The organism is Cryobacterium sp. PH31-AA6 (genome assembly GCF_030063195.1).
Classification (GTDB): Bacteria; Actinomycetota; Actinomycetes; order Actinomycetales; family Microbacteriaceae; genus Cryobacterium.
This window is the reverse complement of the sequence record NZ_JASISS010000014.1, coordinates 1-21,445: the sequence shown is the minus strand read 5'-3', so window position 1 is coordinate 21,445 and position 21,445 is coordinate 1. Positions and strand designations below refer to the sequence as shown.

Annotated in this window: 21 protein-coding genes and 1 tRNA gene; 13 read left to right on the top strand and 9 right to left on the bottom strand. The window is 68.0% G+C overall.

What is annotated here, in order from left to right; translation table 11 throughout:
* Positions 1 to 368: 368 nt before the first annotated feature.
* The 3 genes from ygfZ to QMG61_RS10825 all read right to left on the bottom strand — a co-directional run bounded on the left by ygfZ (position 369) and on the right by QMG61_RS10825 (position 2,696).
* A complete protein-coding gene (ygfZ, locus tag QMG61_RS10835) occupies positions 369 to 1,532 on the bottom strand; it encodes a CAF17-like 4Fe-4S cluster assembly/insertion protein YgfZ (protein ID WP_283494345.1) in 1,164 nt (387 codons plus the stop codon).
* Between the two features lie 134 nt (positions 1,533 to 1,666).
* On the bottom strand, positions 1,667 to 2,281 hold the full coding sequence (locus QMG61_RS10830) for a heme-binding beta-barrel domain-containing protein (protein ID WP_283494344.1): 615 nt from the start codon (positions 2,279 to 2,281) through the stop codon (positions 1,667 to 1,669).
* Positions 2,282 to 2,432: 151 nt separating this feature from the next.
* Positions 2,433 to 2,696, bottom strand: a complete 264-nt coding sequence (locus tag QMG61_RS10825; RefSeq protein WP_283494343.1) for a hypothetical protein — start codon at positions 2,694 to 2,696, stop codon at positions 2,433 to 2,435.
* A 72-nt stretch (positions 2,697 to 2,768) separates the two neighbouring features.
* On the opposite strand from QMG61_RS10825, the gene QMG61_RS10820 reads away from it, so the two are divergent.
* From QMG61_RS10820 to pstB, 8 genes are all read left to right on the top strand, one after another.
* Positions 2,769 to 3,461 carry a response regulator transcription factor gene (locus tag QMG61_RS10820; protein WP_283494342.1) on the top strand — a complete coding sequence of 231 codons (693 nt, stop codon included), beginning with the start codon at positions 2,769 to 2,771 and terminating at the stop codon, positions 3,459 to 3,461.
* Positions 3,436 to 4,335: a mycothiol synthase gene (gene mshD / locus QMG61_RS10815; protein WP_283494341.1), complete on the top strand. Its 900-nt coding sequence runs from the start codon at positions 3,436 to 3,438 to the stop codon at positions 4,333 to 4,335. Before QMG61_RS10820 ends, mshD begins: the two co-directional genes overlap by 26 nt.
* A gap of 57 nt (positions 4,336 to 4,392) precedes the next feature.
* Complete coding sequence (locus QMG61_RS10810) at positions 4,393 to 6,567, top strand: RNA degradosome polyphosphate kinase (protein ID WP_283494340.1); 2,175 nt, start codon at positions 4,393 to 4,395, stop codon at positions 6,565 to 6,567.
* Entirely contained in the window at positions 6,564 to 7,502 is a 939-nt protein-coding gene (locus tag QMG61_RS10805) for an NUDIX hydrolase (RefSeq protein WP_283494339.1), read from the top strand. The genes QMG61_RS10810 and QMG61_RS10805 overlap by 4 nt, the downstream gene beginning before the upstream one ends.
* Positions 7,503 to 7,669: 167 nt before the next feature.
* On the top strand, positions 7,670 to 8,758 hold the full coding sequence (gene pstS / locus QMG61_RS10800) for a phosphate ABC transporter substrate-binding protein PstS (RefSeq protein ID WP_283494338.1): 1,089 nt from the start codon (positions 7,670 to 7,672) through the stop codon (positions 8,756 to 8,758).
* 138 nt (positions 8,759 to 8,896) lie between these two features.
* Positions 8,897 to 9,841, top strand: a complete 945-nt coding sequence (gene pstC / locus QMG61_RS10795) for a phosphate ABC transporter permease subunit PstC (RefSeq protein WP_283494337.1) — start codon at positions 8,897 to 8,899, stop codon at positions 9,839 to 9,841.
* The gene (gene pstA, locus QMG61_RS10790; protein ID WP_283494336.1) at positions 9,841 to 10,929 is read left to right on the top strand and encodes a phosphate ABC transporter permease PstA; all 1,089 of its coding nucleotides are present in this window, start codon (positions 9,841 to 9,843) and stop codon (positions 10,927 to 10,929) included. Before pstC ends, pstA begins: the two co-directional genes overlap by 1 nt.
* Before the next feature lie 38 nt (positions 10,930 to 10,967).
* Positions 10,968 to 11,747 (top strand): phosphate ABC transporter ATP-binding protein PstB, encoded by a 780-nt coding sequence (pstB, locus tag QMG61_RS10785; protein ID WP_283494335.1) that lies wholly within the window; start codon positions 10,968 to 10,970, stop codon positions 11,745 to 11,747.
* 119 nt (positions 11,748 to 11,866) lie between these two features.
* Here the strand turns inward: pstB and QMG61_RS10780 are convergent, their stop codons facing one another.
* From QMG61_RS10780 to QMG61_RS10765, 4 genes are all read right to left on the bottom strand, one after another.
* A complete protein-coding gene (locus QMG61_RS10780) occupies positions 11,867 to 12,754 on the bottom strand; it encodes an aminodeoxychorismate lyase (protein WP_283494334.1) in 888 nt (295 codons plus the stop codon).
* Positions 12,755 to 12,777: 23 nt separating this feature from the next.
* The gene (locus tag QMG61_RS10775) at positions 12,778 to 13,677 is read right to left on the bottom strand and encodes an anti-sigma factor (protein WP_283494333.1); all 900 of its coding nucleotides are present in this window, start codon (positions 13,675 to 13,677) and stop codon (positions 12,778 to 12,780) included.
* On the bottom strand, positions 13,674 to 14,270 hold the full coding sequence (locus QMG61_RS10770) for a sigma-70 family RNA polymerase sigma factor (protein WP_502847032.1): 597 nt from the start codon (positions 14,268 to 14,270) through the stop codon (positions 13,674 to 13,676). The genes QMG61_RS10775 and QMG61_RS10770 overlap by 4 nt, the downstream gene beginning before the upstream one ends.
* A 267-nt stretch (positions 14,271 to 14,537) precedes the next feature.
* Positions 14,538 to 15,167 carry a DNA-directed RNA polymerase subunit beta gene (locus tag QMG61_RS10765; RefSeq protein ID WP_283494331.1) on the bottom strand — a complete coding sequence of 210 codons (630 nt, stop codon included), beginning with the start codon at positions 15,165 to 15,167 and terminating at the stop codon, positions 14,538 to 14,540.
* Positions 15,168 to 15,264: 97 nt separating this feature from the next.
* Between QMG61_RS10765 and QMG61_RS10760 the strand changes: the two genes are divergently transcribed.
* The 4 genes from QMG61_RS10760 to QMG61_RS10745 all read left to right on the top strand — a co-directional run bounded on the left by QMG61_RS10760 (position 15,265) and on the right by QMG61_RS10745 (position 17,594).
* A tRNA-Lys gene (locus QMG61_RS10760) sits at positions 15,265 to 15,337 on the top strand.
* A gap of 84 nt (positions 15,338 to 15,421) precedes the next feature.
* Positions 15,422 to 15,805 carry a hypothetical protein gene (locus QMG61_RS10755; protein ID WP_283494330.1) on the top strand — a complete coding sequence of 128 codons (384 nt, stop codon included), beginning with the start codon at positions 15,422 to 15,424 and terminating at the stop codon, positions 15,803 to 15,805.
* A 28-nt stretch (positions 15,806 to 15,833) separates the two neighbouring features.
* On the top strand, positions 15,834 to 17,006 hold the full coding sequence (locus QMG61_RS10750) for a cation:proton antiporter (RefSeq protein ID WP_283494329.1): 1,173 nt from the start codon (positions 15,834 to 15,836) through the stop codon (positions 17,004 to 17,006).
* A 132-nt stretch (positions 17,007 to 17,138) separates the two neighbouring features.
* Positions 17,139 to 17,594 carry a hypothetical protein gene (locus tag QMG61_RS10745; RefSeq protein WP_283494328.1) on the top strand — a complete coding sequence of 152 codons (456 nt, stop codon included), beginning with the start codon at positions 17,139 to 17,141 and terminating at the stop codon, positions 17,592 to 17,594.
* A gap of 24 nt (positions 17,595 to 17,618) precedes the next feature.
* On the opposite strand, the gene QMG61_RS10740 is transcribed toward QMG61_RS10745, so the two are convergent.
* Both QMG61_RS10740 and QMG61_RS10735 read right to left on the bottom strand, forming a co-directional pair.
* Positions 17,619 to 18,848 (bottom strand): GDSL-type esterase/lipase family protein, encoded by a 1,230-nt coding sequence (locus QMG61_RS10740; protein WP_283494327.1) that lies wholly within the window; start codon positions 18,846 to 18,848, stop codon positions 17,619 to 17,621.
* An 82-nt stretch (positions 18,849 to 18,930) separates the two neighbouring features.
* Positions 18,931 to 20,220: a DUF445 domain-containing protein gene (locus QMG61_RS10735; RefSeq protein ID WP_283494326.1), complete on the bottom strand. Its 1,290-nt coding sequence runs from the start codon at positions 20,218 to 20,220 to the stop codon at positions 18,931 to 18,933.
* Positions 20,221 to 20,487: 267 nt separating this feature from the next.
* On the opposite strand from QMG61_RS10735, the gene QMG61_RS10730 reads away from it, so the two are divergent.
* The coding region (locus QMG61_RS10730) for a DUF222 domain-containing protein (protein ID WP_283494325.1) at positions 20,488 to 21,445 on the top strand (958 nt) is incomplete at its 3' end.

Below are 21,445 nucleotides of genomic sequence, written 5' to 3'. Positions count from 1 at the left end.
GAGTGGCGGGTCACGGCAGGCCCGACCACCGGGGAGCCAGGTCTCGACGGGCTCGACCACCGGGGAGCCAGGTCTCGACAGGCTCGACCACCGGGGAGGCGGGTCTCGACGGGCTCGACCACCGGGGAGGCGGGTCTCGACGGGCTCGACCACCGGGGAGGCGGGTCTCGACGGGCTCGACCACCGACGTGCGGAGCAGGTCTCGACGGGCTCGACCACCGGGGAGGCAGGTCTCGACGGGCTCGACCACCGGGGAGGCAGGTCTCGACGGGCTCGACCACCGGGGAGGCGGGTCTCGACGGGCTCGACCACCGGGGAGGCGGGTCTCGACGGGCTCGACCACCGGGGAGACCAGGCGCGGCTGCGGGTCAGCGACCGGGGGTGCGAACGCCCAGGCGCGGCAGGCGCGGAATCTCCGCGACCGAGCCGGCCGACTGGGGCACGATGATCTCCTGGTTCGCGGCCACGGAGATACCCTGCGACTGCACGTGCAGGGTGACCTCGGCCGGGATGGTGCGCTTGATCACCGCGAGCGCGATCGGGCCGAGTTCGTGGTGCCGGGCGCTCGACGTGATCACGCCGACGGCGCGGCGCTCGGTCTCGCCGTCCGCCAGCCGCTTCGTCGCCTGCACCTCGTCGCCGTGCACGGGCAGCACGGCATCGGACCCGTCCAGGTGGAGCATCACCAGGCGCCGGGGCGGGTGGCCGAGGTTGTGCACCTTCGCCACGGTCTCCTGCCCGCGGTAACAGCCCTTGTTCAGGTGCACGGCGCTGCGCAGCCAGTCCAGTTCGTGCGGGAGGGTCTTCTCGTCGACCTCGGTCGCCCGGCGCGGGCGCCAGGCGGCGATCCGGAGCGCTTCGAGGGCCAGGGTGCCGGCCGCCGCGACGCGGCCGTCTCGCACCGCGTCCCGGAGCGCCGGGAGGGAGGGACGCGGCACGAGCGTCTCGGTCCAGTGCCAGTCGGCGCCGGGGTGGGTGGGCGCATCCGCGTACTGGAAGCCTCCCGTGACGACGCTGTTCCACGGGTCACGCCAGGTCAGGGTGACCCCGTTCGGCGCGGCGGCTTTGAGCGGCAGCGCCGCGGGGTCCGCGGCCATCGTGCCGATCACCGCGTAGGCCAGGCTGTGGTCGACGACCTGCACCCGCAGGGTGAAGCGCATCTTGTCAAGCCAGGCGTGCAGCCCGGGCAGCTCGCCGGCCTCCACGATCAGCCAGGTCTCCACGCCGTCGTCGATGACGGCCATCGCGTACTCGATCCGGCCGTTCGGGTCGAGCAGCAGGGTCTCGGTCGACTCCCCTATGGTCAGGCCGCGCAGCTGCTGGCTGGAGAGGGAGTTGAGCCAGGTCAGCCGGTCCGGCCCGGCAATGCTCAGCACGCCACGGTTGGACAGGTCGACGATGGCGTCGCCGGCCAACAGACGACGCTGTTCGATCATGGGGTTGCCGTAGTGCGCGGCGACGCCGGCGTCGAGGCCGTCGGCCTGCACGGCACCGTCGAGTTCGAGGAAGGGGGAAACGGATGCCTGGGTCATGAGCGCTCTTTCCAAACGTGCTGTTCGGGCCGGCCGGCGGCGGGGGCCCTGGTGTCCCGGAGCCTAACCGGCCCGGCTGGGGGCTGACCGGGCGGACCCGTCGGTGGGTCGCGCGGGGGCCGCCCGGGTCGACGTCATTCGACCCGTTTGAGCCGACCGGACGCGTGCGTGCGGAGCGGCTGGCCGAGGGCCGCGATGTCCCAGGCCCAGAGCAGGTGTCCCTCGACCAGGCCGTACAACCGGGTCGCCGCCGAGTACGCCTTGGCGCCCTGGGTGCGCATCACGGCATCCGTGGCCAGGTCGATCCGGGGACCCTTGACCTGGCCCAGATAGATTTCGGCCACTCCCCCCGGGTGCACGAGCGTCACGTCGATGTCGAACCCGCCGTCCTCGTTACGGAGCGTCTCAACCGCCGATGCCGTGACGAACGGATGCTCGCCCTCCGCCGGAAGCAGACCGGGACCGGGGTCGCCGGCACCCTGCTGTCGGCTCAGCCGCCAGTACCCGGTCTCCGTCATCAGCGGAATCTTCTCATCGCTGTCGGATCCGGGCTCCGGTTCGAGCCAGGTGTACGAGTTGTAGTTCAGGTGCGGCAGGCCGTCATGGCTGAAACTCAGCCGATGACCGAATTCCCGGGTGACCGAGGTGTCACCGATGGCATAGTCGAGAATCCCCGAGCCCTCCCAGACGCCGAGAAGCCAGGAGAGCGGAACGAGTTCGGAAGGGAGCTGGGTGGGGAGCTCGAACATCGAAGGTTACCGCTGCCCCCGAAACAGCTTGAACAGGACGATTCCGGAAACCCAGGCGATCGACAGACTCGCCAGCGCGAGGAGCCCCAGGAAGAAGATTTCGAGTGCGAGGGTTGACATGACTCAACTCTAACCCGACGGCAACCGAAAACTAGGCGAGACCGGCCAGGGAGAAAATTCCCGTGGCACCGGCGAGCACCACGACGGCCCCGACGAGGCTCACCGTCACCCGGTTCACGTAGCCCTCTTTGCGGCCCGTTGCGAGCTGAACGCAGAGGGTTCCGATCACGCAACCGGCGAAGGAGAGACCGAGCCAGACCAGCCCCTGGCCCGGAAGGGAGAGCAGCCCGGTGAGCACCGCGCAGGCGAGCGCGAACAGCCAGACCACGACGACGCTCTTCCACTGCCAGTTCACCATCCCATTCTGCCCTGCCCGAGCTCGATTCGCGGCACGCTAGTATGGGGCCACAATCCTTGGAGGGTGCGCGTGGCGCAGTTGTTGATCCTGACCTCGGCGGTCAACAGTGAGGTTCTCCCCGCCCTGGCGTTGCTGTCGCACAGCACACGCATCATTCCGGCACAGCCGGACCAGCTCATCAACGCGCCCGACTCCGAGGTCGTCCTGGTCGATGCCAGGACCAATCTGATCGCCGCCAAATCGCTCTGCCAGATTCTCCGCACGACCGGCAACACGGTTCCGCTCATGCTCGTGATCACCGAGGGCGGGCTCGCCGCGGTCAGCGCGGACTGGGGCGTCGACGACGTCATCCTCGACGCGGCGGGCCCGGCGGAGGTGGATGCCCGCATCCGCCTCCTGGTCGGTCGCGCCCCCCGCCCGGAGGAGAGCGCCACCATTCGCGCCGCCGGAGTCGTCATCGACGAGGCCAGCTACTCGGCGAAAGTGCATGGCCGGTCCCTCGACCTCACCTACAAGGAATTCGAGCTCTTGCGCTTCCTCGCCGCGCACCCGTCGAGGGTCTTCACTCGGGAGCAACTGCTGAGCGAGGTGTGGGGCTACGACTACTTCGGCGGCACCCGCACGGTGGATGTGCACGTGCGCCGCCTCCGCGCCAAGCTCGGCGACCAGGAGTCGCTGATCGGCACGGTGCGCAACGTCGGTTACCGTTTCAACGTGAGCGAGGAGGACGGCGTCCGTGGAATTCATCCGGTCCGGGCCTGACCTGTCGGAGGCCGCGTTCACCGCGGAGTTCCACGGCATCGCCGCCCAGGCCGAGACGGCAGACGGCTACCAGCCGTTCAACGAGCAAACCCTCCTGGACGTGTCGGCCGGTCGGCGCACCCCGCTGCTCCTCTCCGACGCGGGAAGCCACGTCGGCGCCCTGGTCACCGGCCGGGGCGAGCTCGACCTTGTCGTGCGACCGACCGCCCGCCGACTCGGCCACGGCGGCGCCACGCTCGCCGCACTGCTGCCCGACACGCCCGGGGAGCTGACCGCCTGGTCGCACGGCGACCACCCGGGGGCGCGGGCCCTCGCCGCCCGGTTCGGGTTCACCGCCGACCGCACCCTGTTGCAACTGCGCCGGCCGCTCCCCGCGGACGAGGCCGGCGCGTTCGCTGCGACGACCGCCGACGACTCGGGCCGCGCTGAGGTGCAGATCGACGCCTTCCGTCCTGGGACCGACGACGCCGAGTGGGTCGGCCTCAACGCCCTCGTCTTCGCTAAGCATCCGGAGCAGGGTGCGCTCACCCTCACCGACCTCGCGGCCAGGCGGGCGGAGCCCTGGTTCGACGCGGGCGATTTCCTGCTCGCCCGTGACCCGGCGACCGGCCGAGTCCTCGGCTACAACTGGCTCAAGGTCGAGGCCGGCAGCACCGTGGGCGAGATCTATGTGGTCGGCGTGCACCCGGATGCCGCCGGGCGCGGGCTCGGTCGCCGGCTGATGCTGGCGGGCCTCGAACGTCTGCACGCCAGGGGCTGCACGACCGCGGCGCTCTATGTGGAGGCGGACAGCATCGGCCCCGTCGGGCTGTACCGTTCTCTCGGTTTCACCGACCACACCGTTGACGTGCAGTACCGCCGCGACCCGCGTTAGCCATCCGTTCACGCCGGATCGTCGCCTCGGCCCCGGTCTCAGTGTCAAGATGGATAGATGGACGGCGACAACATCCCGACGGACTCGGGTCTTGGCAATGATTTTGATGACGATTTCTATCCCCTGATCGGCACGGACGACCCTGCCCTGCCGGCGGACCGCTACCTCGACCGCGAGCTGAGCTGGCTCGCCTTCAATCAGCGGGTGCTCGAACTCGCCGAAGACCCCGACCTGCCGGTGCTCGAGCGCACCAACTTCCTCGCCATCTTCGCGAGCAACCTGGACGAGTTCTTCATGGTGCGGGTGGCCGGTCTCAAACGGCGCATCCTCACCGGTCTGGCCGTTCCCACCAACATCGGGCGGGCGCCCCAGGACGCCCTCTCCGACATCTCGGCGGCCGCGCACGTGCTTCAGGCCCGGCACGCCAGCGCGTTCCAGGATCTGGTGATCCCTGCGCTCTCCGACGCGGGCATCGACATCGTCAAGTGGGACACCCTCGATGAGGCCGACCACCGGTCCCTGCGCGGCTACTTCTCGAACCAGATCTTCCCCGTACTGATGCCGTTGGCCGTCGACCCGGTGCATCCGTTCCCGTACATTTCCGGGTTGTCGCTCAACCTCGCGGTGCGGGTGCGCAACTCGAAGACCGGCAAGCAGGAGTTCGCCCGACTCAAGGTGCCGACCATGCTGCCGCGCTTCATTCGGGTGGACCGGCGCGAGAACGTCGAGAGCGTGCGCTTCATCACCCTCGAGGACCTCATCGCCAACCACCTCGGCGATCTGTTCCCCGGCATGGACATCCTCGAACAGCACGTCTTCCGGGTGACGCGCAACGAAGACGTCGAGATCGAGGAAGACGAGACCGAGAACCTGATCAAGGCTCTCGAGAAGGAACTGCTGCGGCGCCGTTTCGGCCCGCCCATCCGCCTCGAGATCACCGAGGACATGGACGAGGTGACGCTGGGCCTGCTCGTTCGTGAGCTCGACGTGACCGAGCAGGAGGTCTACCGGCTGCCGGCTCCGCTCGACCTCGGCGGGCTGTTCGACCTGCGCATCGACCGTCCGGACCTGCACTACGTGAAGCACGTGCCGACCACGGCCGTGCAGCTGATGGCCGGAGAGCCGAACGCACAACCGGACATTTTCAGTGCCATCCGGCGCCGGGACATCCTGCTGCACCACCCGTACGAGTCCTTCGCCACCAGCGTGCAGGCGTTCCTGGAACAGGCCGCCGCCGACCCGAACGTGCTCGCGATCAAGCAGACCCTGTACCGCACCTCTGGGGACAGTCCCATTGTCGAGGCGTTGATCGACGCCGCGGAGTCAGGCAAGCAGGTGCTCGCCCTGGTGGAGATCAAGGCCCGCTTCGACGAGCAGGCGAACATCTCCTGGGCGCGCAAACTCGAGAAGGCCGGCGTGCACGTCGTCTACGGCCTGGTCGGCCTCAAAACGCACTGCAAGCTCGCCCTGGTCGTGCGCAACGAGGACGGACTGCTGCGGCACTACAGTCACATCGGCACGGGTAACTACAACCCGAAGACCAGCCGCCTCTACGAGGACCTGGGGCTGCTCACCACCGACCCGCAGGTTGGCAAGGACCTCACCCGGCTGTTCAACGAGCTCTCCGGCTACGCCATCGAGAAGAAGTTCAAGCGTCTGCTGGTCGCCCCGCTGCACCTGCGCCGCGCTCTGCTCAAGAACATCGCCGATGAGACGGCGGCCGCGATCGCCGGCAAGCCGTCCGGCATCCGAATCAAGGTGAACTCGATGGTCGATGAGGCCATCATCGACGCTCTGTACCGGGCCAGCCAGGCCCGGGTGCCGATCGAGATCTGGGTTCGCGGGATCTGCAGCCTGAAACCGGGAGTCCCGGGGATGAGCGAGAACATCCGGGTGAGGTCCATCCTCGGCCGTTACCTCGAGCACTCCAGGATCTTCTCGTTCCACAACGGCGGCGATCCGCAGGTGTTCATCGGCAGCGCCGACATGATGCACCGCAACCTCGACCGGAGGGTCGAGGCGCTCGTGCGTCTGGTCGACCCCGAACATCTCAGTGAAATCGACGCGCTGTTCAACCGGGCGATGGATGACCGCACCGCATCGTGGTGGCTCGACAGCTCCGGCGAGTGGGTCCGCCACCACCTCGACGCCGCCGGGCATCCGCTCGACGACATGCAGAACCGGCTCATGCAGCAGATTTCTCTGCGCAAGCGCCCGACGGGTCGACGATGACCGAGTTGCCGGTCTTCGCCGCGGGCGCCGTGTGCTGGCGCCTGATCGAGGGCAAGATGCATGTGCTCCTGATCCATCGCACGGTCCATGGCGACGTGACCATCCCCAAGGGCAAGGTCGACCCCGGCGAAACCCTGCCGCAGACCGCGGTGCGGGAAATCGAGGAGGAGACCGGGTTGGCACTGGCCCTCGGCGTACCACTGGGGGTCTCCACCTATTCGATGCCGGGTGGCCGCGAGAAGATCGTGCACTACTGGGCCGCCGAGGTGAGCCAGGAAGCCATCCAGCAATCGACCTTCGTCCCCAACGGCGAGGTCGCCGCCATCGAATGGGTCACCATCAAGAAGGCCAGGACCTACCTGAGCTACACGCCAGATGTCGAGATCATCGACGCGTTTGCCAAGCTCGTCGACACCGGGGTCACCAGCACCTTCGCTCTGATCGCGCTCCGGCACGGCAAGGCAGTGCAAGCCGGCAACTGGGACGGTCCGGACAGCACCCGCCCGCTCACCGAGCGCGGGGTCAGCCAGGCCGCAGGACTCGTCGAGACCATCGCCGCCTGGCGTCCCCGCCGCATCATCTCCAGCACCGCGACGCGCTGCGTGACCACGGTGGCCCCGCTGTCCGCCGCCACCGGCATCCAGATCAAACGCACCGACGTGTTCAGCCAGGACGCCTACGAGCACGGCATCGCCGACGTACGCTCCGGCATCGGCAAGCGGGTGCGCGCGCGCAAGTCCGCCGTGATCTGCAGCCACCGCCCGGTCCTGCCCGCGATCCTGCATGAAATCGCCCTCGCAACCGGAACGACGTTCGACGCATTCGTCGCCGATGCCGCGAGCCTCGACACCGGGGCGTTCTCGGTCGTGCACCTCTCCGTTGACAATCCGAGTGCGGGGATCGTCGCCATCGAAACCCACCCGGCCGCCGCGTAGCCCGGTCAGCGTGCGGGCGAGCGGTATCTCGTTGGCGCGCGTTCACCTTCCGTTCACCTCCCGGGGGGAGTGTCGTTAATCGTGACGCATATGGTCTCACCGTGGCCAGCACCGGCCTCTACCCAGCACCCAAGTAATTCAGCAGTCAACCCTCGAAAGGGATCCTTGTGAATTTCACGCGTTTTGGCCGACCCGCGGTCATCGCCGTCGTTGCCGCTCTTGCACTCTCCTCCTGCGCAGCCAACGAATCCGGCGCCCCGGCCTCGGACTCCACCAGCACCCTCACCGGCACCCTGGTCGGCGCAGGCTCGTCCGCCCAGGGCTCGGCCCAGGAGGCCTGGATCGCCGCGTTCCAGACCGCCAACCCCGACGTGACCGTCAACTACGACCCGTCCGGTTCCGGCGCGGGCCGGTCGACGTTCATCGCCGGCGGCTCCGACTTCGCCGGTAGCGACTCCTACCTGAAGGACGACGAGCTGGCGGGCTCCTTCGGCTCCTGCGCACCGACCGGCACGGCCGTCGACCTCCCCGTCTACATCTCACCCATCGCCGTTGTCTTCAACGTCGAGGGCGTCACCGACCTCAACTTCGACTCGGCCACCCTGGCCAAGGTCTTCAAGGGCGAGATCACCACCTGGAACGACCCGGCCATCGCCGCCCTCAACCCGAAGGCCACTCTCCCGTCGACGGCGATCACCGCCGTGCACCGCTCGGACGACTCCGGCACGACGAAGAACTTCACCGACTACCTGAACCAGACCGCGCCCGACGTGTGGACCGAGTCGCCGGCCGACCCGTTCCCGTACCAGACCGGTGAAGGCGCCAAGGGCACCTCCGGTGTCGTCGACGCCGTCACCAACGGCACCGGCACCATCGGCTACGCCGACGCCTCCAAGGCCGGCAAGCTCGGTGTCGCGAAGATCAAGGTCGGCGACAAGTTCATCGGCTACACGGCCGATGCAGCCGCCGCCGTGGTCGCCGACTCGCCCCTCGTCGAGGGTCGCGACGCGAGCGACCTCGCGATCAAGCTCAACCGCCTCACCACGGACCCGACGCACTACCCGCTGGTCCTCGTGAGCTACGCGGTCGTCTGCACCGAGTACGCCGATGCCGCCAAGGCCGAGCTCGTCAAGGCCTACGTCGGCTACATGGCCAGCACCGAAGGCCAGGCCGTTGCGGCCTCCGCCGGTGGCGCCGCGCCGCTGTCCGCCGACCTGGCCGACAAGGTTGCCGCGGTCATCAAGGCCGTGAAGTAACACCTCGTTGAACCCGCCCGGTAGCGGGGTCGCCTTTCATTCCAACCCCCAACCGGGCACACTTAGGTTTGTGGCCAGCGGCTTGAACCTCCTTGTCCCACCCTTCCCGCTCCTCACCACTCCAGGGAGACTCCCGGCATGACCACCGCAGTTGCCCGTGACAGCATCCGAGCACCCCAACGCATGGGCGACCGGATCTTCTCCACCGCCACAGTCGTTGCCGGAAGCCTCATCCTCGCCGTACTGGCCGCCGTGGCAGTGTTCCTGCTCCTGCAGAGCCTTCCGGCGTTCGTCGCCACCCCCGACGATTTCAGGGGAGAATTCTCCAATTTCTGGAGTTACGTCTGGCCGCTCGCCTTCGGCACGCTCTGGTCCGCGTTCCTCGCCCTGCTGATCGCCGTTCCCCTGGCCATCGGCATCGCGCTCTTCATCTCGCACTATGCCCCGCGCAAGCTCTCCCAGGGTCTGGGCTACATCATCGACCTGCTGGCCGCCGTGCCGTCGGTCGTCTTCGGACTCTGGGGCATCGGCGTGCTCGCACCGCTCCTGCAGCCGTTCTACACGTCCCTGGTCGAATGGTTCGGTTGGATCCCCCTCTTCGCCGGCCCCGTGTCGGGAACTGGGCGGACGGTCCTGACCGTGGCCATCGTGCTGGCCGTGATGGTACTCCCGATCATCACCGCCATCTGCCGGGAAATCTTCCTGCAGACTCCCGTGCTCTACGAGGAAGCGTCCCTGGCCCTCGGCGCGACGCGCTGGGAGATGATCGCAATGGCGGTGCTGCCCTTCGGCCGCTCCGGCATCATCTCCGCGTCCATGCTCGGACTCGGCCGCGCTCTCGGTGAGACCATGGCCGTCGCCATGGTGCTCTCGCCCAGCCCGCAAGTCATCTTCCAGCTGCTCACCTCGCAGAACCCGACCACCATCGCCGCGAACATCGCGCTCAACTTTCCGGAGGCGCATGGCACCGGCGTGAGCATCCTGCTCGCCACCGGCCTGGTGCTGTTCGTGATCACCCTGGCCGTGAACATGATCGCCCGGCTCATCATCAACCGCCGCAAGGCCTTCTCTGGAGCGAACTGATGAGCACCACCACCGTGGCCGCGCCCCTCACCAACTCCCTCACCGCCGGCAAACTGCCCAAGCATTCCGCCCCGATCGTGCTGCTGGCCAGTTGGCTGGTGACCGGCGCGGTCTTCCTGATCATGCAGATCTCCGGCGGCGGCTCCAGCTTCAACATCACCGGCACACTGTTCTTCGGCACGGTTCTGTACTGCATCGCGATTTACCTGCTCTCCTTCTTCGTCGAGGGCGGCCGGAAGGCCAAGGACCGGTTGGTCACGGCGCTCGTCACGGCCGCGTTCGTGATCGCGCTCATCCCGCTCGTGTCCCTCATCGCCACAACGGTGATCAATGGGCTCCCGGCCTTCCTCACCCCAACGTTCTTCACCTCCTCCCAGCGCAATGTCGTCGGCGCCGGCGGCGGTGCGCTGCACGCCGTCATGGGCACGCTGCTGGTCACGGGGCTCGCCACCGTGATCTCCGTGCCGATCGGGCTGCTGTCCGCGATCTACCTCACCGAGTACGGGCGTGGCCGCCTGGCCCGGGCGATCACCTTCTTCGTCGACGTGATGACCGGCATCCCCTCGATCGTGGCCGGCCTGTTCGCCTTCGCGCTGTTCGCGCTCATCTTCAACGACCCGGGCGTGCGGTTCGGTTTCGGCGGGGCGATCGCCCTCTCCGTGCTGATGATCCCCGTGGTGGTGCGTTCGAGCGAGGAAATGCTCAAACTCGTGCCGAACGAACTTCGGGAGGCCGCATTCGCTCTGGGCGTGCCGAAATGGTTGACCATCCTCAAGGTCGTGCTGCCGACCTCGCTGGCCGGCATCGTCACGGGAGTGATGATCTCCATCTCGCGGGTGATCGGCGAAACCGCGCCGTTGCTGATCATCGCCGGCTTCACCTCGAGCATGAACTACGATCTGTTCAGCGACCGGATGATGACCCTGCCGGTGTTCGTGTATACCCAGTACGCCAACCAGGGCTCGGATACCCAGGCCTACATCGACCGCGCCTGGGCCGGCGCGCTGACGCTGATCGTGATCGTGATGCTGCTCAACGCCATCGCCAGGTTGATCGCCAAACTCTTCTCCCCCAAGCTCGGCCGCTAGGCACCACACGGCCGCTGGCCTCCAACTCGAAGGAATGAATGTCCAAGCGCATTGAAGTCAACGACCTCAACGTCTACTACAGCAAGTTTCTGGCTGTCGAAGGCGTGTCGCTGACGATCGAGCCTCGCACCGTCACGGCCCTGATCGGGCCCAGCGGGTGCGGTAAGTCCACCTTCCTGCGCACGCTGAACCGCATGCACGAGGTCATCCCCGGCGCCTACGTCGAGGGCGAGGTGCTCATTGACGGCAACAACCTCTACGGGCCCGGTGTCGACCCGGTGCTTGTGCGCCGCCAGGTGGGCATGGTCTTCCAGCGCCCGAACCCGTTCCCCACTATGTCGATCGGCGACAACGTGCTGGCCGGCGTGAAGCTGAACAACCGCCGGATGGCCAAGTCCGATGCCGACGACCTGACCGAGAAGTCGCTCCGGGGCGCCAACCTGTGGCAGGAGGTCAAGGACCGCCTGGACAAGCCGGGTTCGAGCCTCTCCGGTGGCCAGCAGCAGCGCCTCTGTATCGCCCGGGCAATCGCCGTGGAGCCGGACGTGATCCTGATGGACGAGCCCTGCTCGGCCCTCGACCCGATCTCCACCCTCGCGATCGAGGACCTGATCGAGGACATGAAGTCCGAGTACACGATTGTGATCGTCACGCACAACATGCAGCAGGCATCCCGGGTATCGGACCGCACCGGATTCTTCAACATCGCGGGCACCGGCAAGCCGGGCAAGCTGATCGAGTACAACGACACCACGACGATCTTCTCAAACCCGAGCATCCAGGCCACCGAGGACTACGTCTCCGGCCGCTTCGGCTAACCGCCCCCTCTCCCCCGCCCTTTCTCCCCCGCCCCTCTCTCCCGCGAGAGTGCACTTTTCGCCCCATCGCAGTCGTTGAGGGGGCGAAAAGTGCACTCTCGCGTGGAGGACGGGTGTGGTTAGGCGGTGCGGGCCAGGAGGTAGGCGTTCACGGCGCTGGTGAGGCCCGGGTCCGTCGGACAGGGCTCGCCGTCGATGGACGTGACGGATACGGCCAGGCGCACGCTGGAGACCAGCCAGACCGCCTCGGCGTGTCTGAGCTCGTCGACCGTGACATCCCGGTACTCGGTCTTCTCTCCCTTCCCCGCCAGATACTCGAACACGCTCTGCTGAGTGGTGCCGTGCAGGATGGCGCCGCTCGGCGCCGGGGTGACGTAGACGCCGCCGGACCGGATGATCACGCTCGACGTGGGTCCCTCCATCACGTAGCCGTCGTGGGTGGTGAAGATCGTGTCGTCGGCGCCGCGACGCTTCGCCTCACGGATCGCGGCCATGTTGATGGCGTAGCTGAGCGTCTTCGCGCCCATCAGCAGCCAGGGCGCCTGTTCGGCGACTCCGCGCGGATAGCCACGGTCGAGGGTGACGACGCGCACGCCCTGCTCGCGCACGGCGCGGTAGTCCGGCGCCGCAGTGGCGTGCAGCCATGCCGTCGGCGCCGGGCCGGACTCGACGCCGCGACTGAGAACGAACTTGAGCGCCAGTTCGCCCTCGCCGGGGATCCGGTCGACGGCGTAGGCGATCGCCGCGCGCCACTGTGCCGCGTTGGGCACGGGCAGCTCGCAGATCTTCGCCGAGTTGCGGAGCCGGCTGATGTGCGGCTCGACCTCCTGAGGGTGGCCGTTGACCACACTGAGGGTTTCGAAGATGCCGTCACCGCGCTGGGTGCTCAGCTCCCCCACCCGCAGCGCCGGCGCGGTCGACTCCATCTCGTGGAAGGTGTCGGCGAAGTCGGTCCGGGGGGAATCCGCGGGAACCGGATCGATCAGCAGGGTGAAGGGCAGCGTCATACCCCGAGCCTACTTCGATCGAATCAGGAACTCTGGATGGCGACGATAGGGTCGGTCGTCGGCTGCTTGGAGCCGCCCTTCGGCTCGACAGTGACCCCGATGACGTCGCCGGTCGTTATCTTCCCGTCGAGTACGCGCCAGACCGTTCCGGTGCCGGACGAGTCGAAGGTGCCGGCCGGAATCGGTCCGTCGCCGCCGATGTACCAGAGCTGGTAGTCCCGGTCGGAGGGAAGGGCCGGAAGGTCGTCGACCAGGAGCGCGGACAGTCCGCGTTCGGCTGACCAGACCAGGGTTGCCGTGTGACCGTCGGCGGTGACGTTCGAGGCCCGCTGGGAATCGGGAGCCGAGTTGATCTGGGCCAGCCCCGCAGCCTGCTGCTGTTGGAACTTGTCGGCGTTGAACGCCTGGCCGGCGAAGGCGCCGCCCACGAAGAGCGCGACGGCCGCGGCCGCGGCGACGAGGATGCTGACCGGTCCACGGAACCAGCGCTGCCTGGCCCGCTCCGACGCGGCACCCCGAGTGGGGCCCGCGGGAACGTTCCGGCCGGAGGGCGCAGCGTCAACACCGGGAGCAGCGGATGCCTCGGTGATGGTCGGGACGACATCCGGCGGAACCGGCACGGCGCGAACGGCAGGCGCGGCGACCGGCGCCGGAAGCGGGGGCAGCTGCGGGGTGGAGGCGAGCCTGGCCATCAGTGATGCCTTGAGCGCCGCGGAGGGCTGCACCGGAGCGGTGGCGCGGCCGAGGGCCACGGCGGTGTCGCTGAGTTCGGCGGCCTCGATCCTGGCCTGCTCCGACTCCGCGAGGTGGGCCTCGTAGCCGGCAGCCTCATCGGCGTCGAGCGCGTTGAGCGCGTAGGCGCCGGACAGCTCGCCTGGGTTCTCTGCCCCGGCACCGACGCGGTTGTTCCCTGTGCCGGTCATGACGCCACGCCCAATTCGTCCCTCAGCCGGATCATGCCGTCTCGAAGGCGGGTCTTCACGGTGCCGAGCGGGATATGCAGGCGTTCGGCGACTTCGCTGTGACTGAGACCGCCGTAGTACGCGAGGCTGATCGCCTGGCGTTGCAGTTCGGTCAATCTGGACATCGCCTTCTCCACCCTTTCATGTTCGATTCGTGTTTCGACGGTTTCGGACACATTGTCGTACTCCACCGCAAGGTCGCGGATGCCGATCTTTGTGTCCCGGTCACGTCCGGCCTGGGACGACCGAATTCGGTCGACCGCGCGCCGGTGCGCCATGGTCAGGATCCAGGTCGAGGCCCCGCCACGCTGCGCCTCGTACCGCGACGCCGACTGCCAGATCTCCAGGAAGATCTCCTGGGTGACTTCCTCCGACTGCGCGTGGTCGACCAGCAGACGCTTGACCAGACCGAGCACCCGAGGGGCCATCTGGTCGTACAGGTCTCCAAAGGCCGTTTCGTCTCCCCGGGCCACTCGGCCCAGCAGTTCCTCCTTCGAGGCAGGAGCCGTCGACTCGAGGTCGAAGTCGAATTCAGCAGTCATGAGACCCAGCATGTCAGGTCTTTCCCCTTTCCATGACTTGGGTTCGGCGCCGAACCCGTTCTGGATTGGTGGAAAGACGAATCAACGGCGAAGTGAACGCAGAGTGAAGGCCGGGCCGCAGAACGCCTCTCGGCGCGAGGCCGCTCAAAGCGGCGAATATTGGAGCCCGGGGTTACTGCGGCCCGACCAGCATCCAGTGTAAACGACGACCGCGGATGTTTTGTTCCCGAGTTCCGGAAGACGTCAGCGCCCCGGGACGTAGCCCCGGTCAGGGCCGAATCAGTCGAGGGATTCGCTTCTCCACAGGCGGGCGCAGGAACCGAATTCCTGGGCCGTGGTCGAGAATCGCAATGCCCGGGTGGTCAGTTCGGTCGAGCGCGCCGGCTCGGTGGTCTCGTAGTCGTCGGCGAGGCTCGTGCAGCCGACCGAGACAACCCGGCAGAAGGCCGCCGCACGATCGAGGGCCACGGCGAAGTCGCCGGTGAACACCCCACGGAGGATCTGGTCGGCCAGAATGATGATCTCCTCCGGTCCCGCGGGGATCGCGACGCCGGCGACCACGGGATCGATCGCCACGGTGACCTCCGTGCCGCGCTGGTAGAGAAGGGCCGTGCCCGCAGAGTCCTGACGGATCAGCAGCCGCACCAGGTAGATCCGCCAGAGCGCTCCGGGAAGGCTGCGGGGGGTCGCACTCGCCCACAACTCGGCGACGGCGTCGATGCCGTGCTCGTCGGTGTACCCGACCAGCCGCTCGACGACGGCGGGATCCGGATCGTTCCGCACCCGGGCGAGGAGAGCGTGGGCGGTCTCATGGGCGACCCGACTGATCGACGCGGGGTCATCGCCGCCCTGGAACGACTCGAACTTGCTGCCGGAGAACTGGGTGGGCTTGTGGAAATCGTCGGCCATCGCATCCTCCTGCTTGTGCGTCCCGCACTCTCCGCGGGACGCAGTTCAACGGTACCCAGAAAAACCCTGCGCGAATCCACGCTAGATTATTAACCGCGGGCCTCTAGCTCAGTTGGTAGAGCAAAGGACTTTTAATCCTTGGGTCGTCGGTTCGAGCCCGACGGGGCCCACATTTTCGCGATCGACGGCACCGGATGCCGGAGACCCCCGGCCTCCGGTGGTCATCCGGGTCCGCACCCCGAACGGAGGCCGCAATGTCCAGAAAAGTGAAGTGGCTGGACCAGCCAGACGCCGAGGATTTCCCGAAGGCGGCGAACTACCTGCACCTGCTCGTGAACGACGGCGCCGTCCAGGCCACCGTCGGCGCCTGGGAGGCGGCACCGCTCACACATCAGAAGGCCACGGACCTCCTCCGGGCCAGCGGCCTGCCCGTGCTCGATGCCAGCGATCCGCACGTCGCCGCCTACCTGAAACTGATTCGTGACGGGGTGCGGCTATCGCCGATCCTGCTGGTGCGCGGCAATCTGCCTGCCGGGGTGCCGCTGCACGTCGCAGCCGGGTACCACCGGGTCTGCGCCAGCTACCTCAGCAACCCGAACGCCGACATCCCCGTGCTGCTGGCCGACCTGACCCTCTGACCCGAGCCAGCCACCCGAGCCAGCCGAGATGACCTTCCAGACCCTGGCGATCATCTCCGTCGTCGCGCTGCTCGGGCCGCTCCTGGCCATTCCCCGCCGCTGGCGCCTCCCGGTCATGCTCGGCCAGCTCCTGGCCGGGATCGTCGTCGGGCAGAGCGGCCTCCGACTGGTGGACTCGACCGACCCGTCGATCACGCTGCTGGCCGACGTCGGCTTCGCGCTGATCATGTTCGTCGCCGGAACTCACGTTCCCGTGCGGGACGGTCAGATCCGCTCGGCGCTCGGGAAGGGCGCGGTGCGGGCTGTGGTCACGGCGGCGCTCGCGACCGCGCTCGGGGCGGGGATCGCCGTGCTCTTCGGGATCAACCACGCGCCGCTCTACATCGTGCTGCTCGCGTCCTCCTCCGCCGCTCTGGTGCTACCGATCATCGGCTCCCTGAAGCTGAAGGGAGGCTCGGTGCTTCAGGTGATCGCGCAGGTCGCCCTCGCTGACATCGCCGCGATCGTCGCGCTTCCCCTGGCGATCGACCCGCCCAACGCCGGCCGGGCCGCGCTCGGCGCGGCCGCGGTCGCTGCGGCATCCGTGCTGCTCTACGTCGCACTCTCCCGCCTGGAGAAGAGTGGCGCCCGGCTGCGGCTGCACCGACTTTCGGAGTCCCGGAAGTTCGCGCTGGAGCTGAGGATCCAGCTCGCCATCCTCTTCGCGATGGCGGCCCTGGCCGTCTTCAGCCACGTGTCGATCATGCTTGCCGGATTCTCGTTCGGGCTGGCCGTTGCCGCCGTCGGCGAACCGAGGCGCCTCGCCCGGCAGTTGTTCGCCCTGGCCGACGGGTTCCTCGGCCCGCTTTTCTTCGTCTGGCTCGGCGCCTCGCTCACCCTGCTCGACGTCCTGACCCGACCACAGATGATCCTGCTCGGCGTGGCGCTGGGGGTCGGCGCAGTGCTTGCCCACGCCGCCACCCGGCTGCTCGGGCTACCGCTGCCGCTCGGCCTGCTGTCGTCCGCGCAACTCGGGGTTCCGGTCGCCGCGGTCACGATCGGCACCCAGTCGAACCTCCTATTGCCCGGTGAAGCCTCGGCACTGATCATCGGGGCCCTGATCACGATCGGGGTGTCCGCGATTGCGGGCGGCCGGGCGGTTGCACCCCCGCAGGCCGAGCCGGCCTCCTCGCCGACACCGCCGCGGATCACGACTCCCTGACGTTCGTCGGTGGCGACGACCCTGAGGAATTCCCGGCGGGCATACAGCGTTGATGCGGGGAGTGCACGGGTTTCCCGCTCATACTGCAGAGCAGAACGGGCACGGCCCGGCGACGAACCAGGGAGGTCGCACGTGGAAAGAGTGAATGAAGAGGTAGAGGTCAACAGCGGAGTGATCCAGAAGTACCGGCGGCACAGCAATGGCCGCGGGCTCGTCTCCCCCGCTGCCCGGGTGCACGCGAGCGCGTTCGTGTCGAGCACCGCCTATGTCGAAAGCGGCGCGCAGGTCAACGCCGAGTCATGGATCGGCCCGGGCAGCTGGATCGATCACGGCGCGGTCGTCGGCTCGAAGGTCTTCATCGGCCAGAATGTGCACGTGGGCGCGGACGCGCACGTCGGCAACGGGGCACGGTTGGGCAGCCACTCGAGGATCGGTCGCAATGCCCGCATCCCGGCCGGCGCGGTTCTGGACCGGGACCTTCGGGTGCCCGACAATACCCTCGCGAGCCCGGGACCAGACCCGCGGGTCGGCCGGGCGGAACGCCGGCGCCACGACCTGCCCGGCACGGCACTCCGGTCCGCCGCCTGAGCCCGATCCCCGGTTAGGCCCGGCTCAGGCCGGCGCCGACGGATGCCTCAGCTCGCGCTGGACCATCAGCGCGAGCTCCCGCAGCAGCACCACATCGACCGTGCCGTCCGGACGAGGATCCGGGTCGAAGACACAGAGCGCGCCGATCCGTTCCCCTGACGGCGACTCGATCGGGAAGCCCGCATAGAACCGGATATTCGGCATCCCCACGACCAGCGGGCTCTCCCGAAAGCGCTCGTCGAGCAGGGCATCCGGAACCACCATCGGCTCCGGCCTCTGGATCGTGACCGTGCAGAAGGAACTGGTCCTGGCAACCTCCGCGGGCTCGAGGCCCACCCTGGCTTTGTGCCACTGCCGGTCTCGGTCGATGACGGTGATCGCTGCCGAACGGGTTCCGAACATGACCCGGGCGAGGTCGATGATGCGGTCGTAGCGTTCCTCCCGCGCGGTGTCGAGGATGCCGAGGCGGTCGACCGCGTGCTGCCGCATGGCCTCGCGGGTGACGGCATCCGTGACCGCGATCGGGGTCACCTCCTGGGTCAGGGCGAATCGCTCGGCTTCCAGAGCCGGCACCATGTCTGCCGCCAGCCGTGCCGCCCAGTGGGTGAAGACGTCGGGCGAGCGGTAGCGCCCGGTTTCGCGCAGCGGCGCGCCCTCGAACGGCACGAAGGTGGCGCGCGGAATGTCGGCGCAAATCGCGGCCGTGACCCGGTTGAGCGCACTGGCGTGACGGTCGGCCAGATTGCCCAGAGGGCTGTCGAAGATCGGAATCGACCGGATGGGCGGCACCCCTCCCACGAAAACCCGGGTGCTGCCCGCCGAGCTCCGAATCAGCTGGTGCAGCAGCCTGGTCAGCTCCAGGCGCCACCCCCGCTCCGACGCCAGGGTGATGGACTCATTCACGCCGAGAGTGAGGACGACGGCATCGAACCGGGTCAGTCTCAAGCTACCGAGGGCCACCAGCGCCGTGCCCGCCGTCATCCGGGACCGGGCGATGACGTCGACATCGACCCCGCGACCGGTGCGGGCGGAGACCGCGCGAGCGAGGGCACCCGGCAGGGCCAGATCGTGACTCATCACCCCACGGCCGACCGCCGGACCGGAGCCGAGAATGAGGATGCGGTCGGAGTCGATGCCGGCGGCATGCGCCTGTGGGGCATCCGTCGGCATCGGAATGTTCGTGAATTCGCGCTCCGCGGCCAGAGCCCACGCGCGCACGGTCGGCGCCAGCGACCAGCGGATGAGTTCGTGCACGGGTTCCTCTTGGGGAGATCGACCCACGAGGGGCCGCGTGGATTGGCCCAGTATCCCCTATGCCCCGGATTCTGTGCAATTCTCAGATCAAGGACACTGCGGCCTGCGCGGCGGCGAAGATGGCCAGTCCGGCGAGGGCGCCGACGACCGTGCCGTTGATGCGGATGAACTGGAGGTCCTTGCCGACCTGCAGTTCGATCTTCTCGGAGGTTTCCGTCGCGTCCCAGCGTTCGACCGTCTCGGTGATGACGCCGGCGATCTCGTGCCGGTAACTCCGCACCAGGTAGCTGGCCGAATCCGCCAGCCACCGGTCGATCCGGGCGCCGAGGGCACCATCGCTGAGTAACCGGCCGCCGACCTCGATTACGGTGGAGCGGATGCCGGCGCGCAGCGCACTTGCCGGGTCACCCAGGGACTCGACCAGCGAGACTTTCACCGCCTCCCAGGTCTCGCCGGCGAACTCCCTCAAGCGGGCGCTGTCGAGCAGCTCGAGTTTGAGGGTTTCGACCCGGGTGATCATGACGGGATCGTGCTGCAGATCGCCCACGAGCCCAACGAGGTAACGGTCGATGGCGTCGCGCAGGGGGTGCCCGGCATCCGCACGCACTGCGGCGAAAAAGGCGAGCACTTCTCGGTGGGCCTTGTCGTCGACGAGCTTGTCGACGAATCCGGGCATCCAGCTCGGCAGCCGCTGGGACACGGCCCGGCCGAAGGCCTCCGGATGGGCGAGCAGCCAGCCCTCGGCCCGCTCGAGAAGCAGGTCGACGACGGCGTGCTGTTGCCCCGAGGCGAGCAGGCGTTCACCGATGCGGCCGATTGGCGGCGCCCAGTCGGCCTGAACGAGATGTTCGCGCGCCACGGACTCGATCAGATCCTTGATGGCCTCGTCGCTGAGCAGTTCCAGCAGCCCGGTGCCGGCCACCGCGACCTCGTCGGTCAGCCGACCGGCGTTTTCCGAAGATGACAACCAGGTTCCCAGTCGCCTGGCCGGCTCCATCGACTCGAGCTTGCCCCGCACGACGGACTCGGAGAGGAAGTTCGTCTCAACGAATTCGCCCAGGCTCGCGCCGATCTCATCCTTACGGCTGGCGATGATGTTCGTGTGCGGGATTCGCAGGCCCAGCGGGTAACGGAACAGAGCCGTCACCGCGAACCAGTCCGCGAGCGCACCGACCATGCCGCCCTCAGCCGCCGCACGCACGTATTGCAGCGACGGGTAGCGCTCCTGAAGCGCAAACGACACGGCGAAGACGACGGCCATGACCAGAAGCAGGCCCACCGCGAGGCGCTTCATCCGCACGAGTGCGACCCGTCGCGCGGCATCGGACGGGCTCAGCCCAGGGGCGGGCCGCGCCAGGGTGTGTTCGGTCATGACACTCCTCGCGGTGTTGCCGGTCTGATCTCCATCATCCCAGCCTGCACGACGATCCCTGCGCCGCGACACCGAGTCACCGGTGGTCGAGCCGCCCCGGTGGTCGAGCCGCCCCGGTGGTCGAGCCGCGCGGTGGTCGAGCCGCCCCGGTGGTCGAGCCGCGCGGTGGTCGAGCCTGTCGAGACCACTGGATAAATCTTCGAGAAACTTGTCCACAAGACAAGACAAACTCTCACATCTGTGTTCCATTCTTGCTAAAATCATGTTATGACCACCCCGGCAGACCAGCTCAGACAAGCGGCAGACGCCGTCGCCCGTCTGGGCTGTTCCAGTGCCGACTATGAGGCCCTTTCAGATGCCGCCGCCCTTGCCGGTCAGCGTGACATCGCGACCGCCCGTCAGCTCCTGGAAACCTGCGCCGCGTGGATGGCCGGCACCATCGCCCGTCGTTCCCGCCCGGAGCTGGGCCACTCGGGCCTGGCCGCCCGGCAGGGGTTCCTCTCCCCGGAGGCTATGATCCAGAAGTTCACCGGCTCGAGCAAGAATGAGGCGTTCAAGCTCGTCGCCGTCGGCACGATGCTCGCCCGCACCGAAGCCGCCGACCGGCAACCGGATGAGCAGCTCCCACCCGCCGCGGGAACCGGTGCCGCCGATCCCGCCGGAATGCCCGGGCCGGCCGGGGTCTCGGCCTCCGCTGCGTCGCCCGCGTCGTGGCAGGCGCCGATCGCCCGCGCCGTCGCCGCCGGCACCCTCTCCGTCGACGCCGCCGAGTCGATCCGTCAGGGCCTGGGCGATATCGACACCGCCGTGACAGCAGACCGGCTGGCCGCCGCCCTGACCGCCCTGCTCGCGGAGTCGGCGGGGTTGAACGCGGACCAGTGCTTCCGCCGGGCGAGGCGGCTGCGCGACGACCTCGATACGGCCGGCATCGCCGCCCGGGAGAAGCAGGCTCACGACGACCGGTACCTGCGCGTCTACCGCCTCCGCGACGGCAAAATACGTCTGCACGGCCTCTTCGCCCCCGAAGACGGCGAGTTCGTGCTCTCCACCTACGACGCCCTCACCAGCCCCCGGCGCGGCGGGGTGCGCTTCGTCGATAAGAAACGTGCCGCCTGGGCCAAACGAATCCAGGACGACCCCCGCAGCACCGAACAGATCGCCGCAGACGCCTTCCTCCAGTTGCTCAAGCTCGGCAGCGAAGTCGACCCCGGCCGGATGCTCGGCG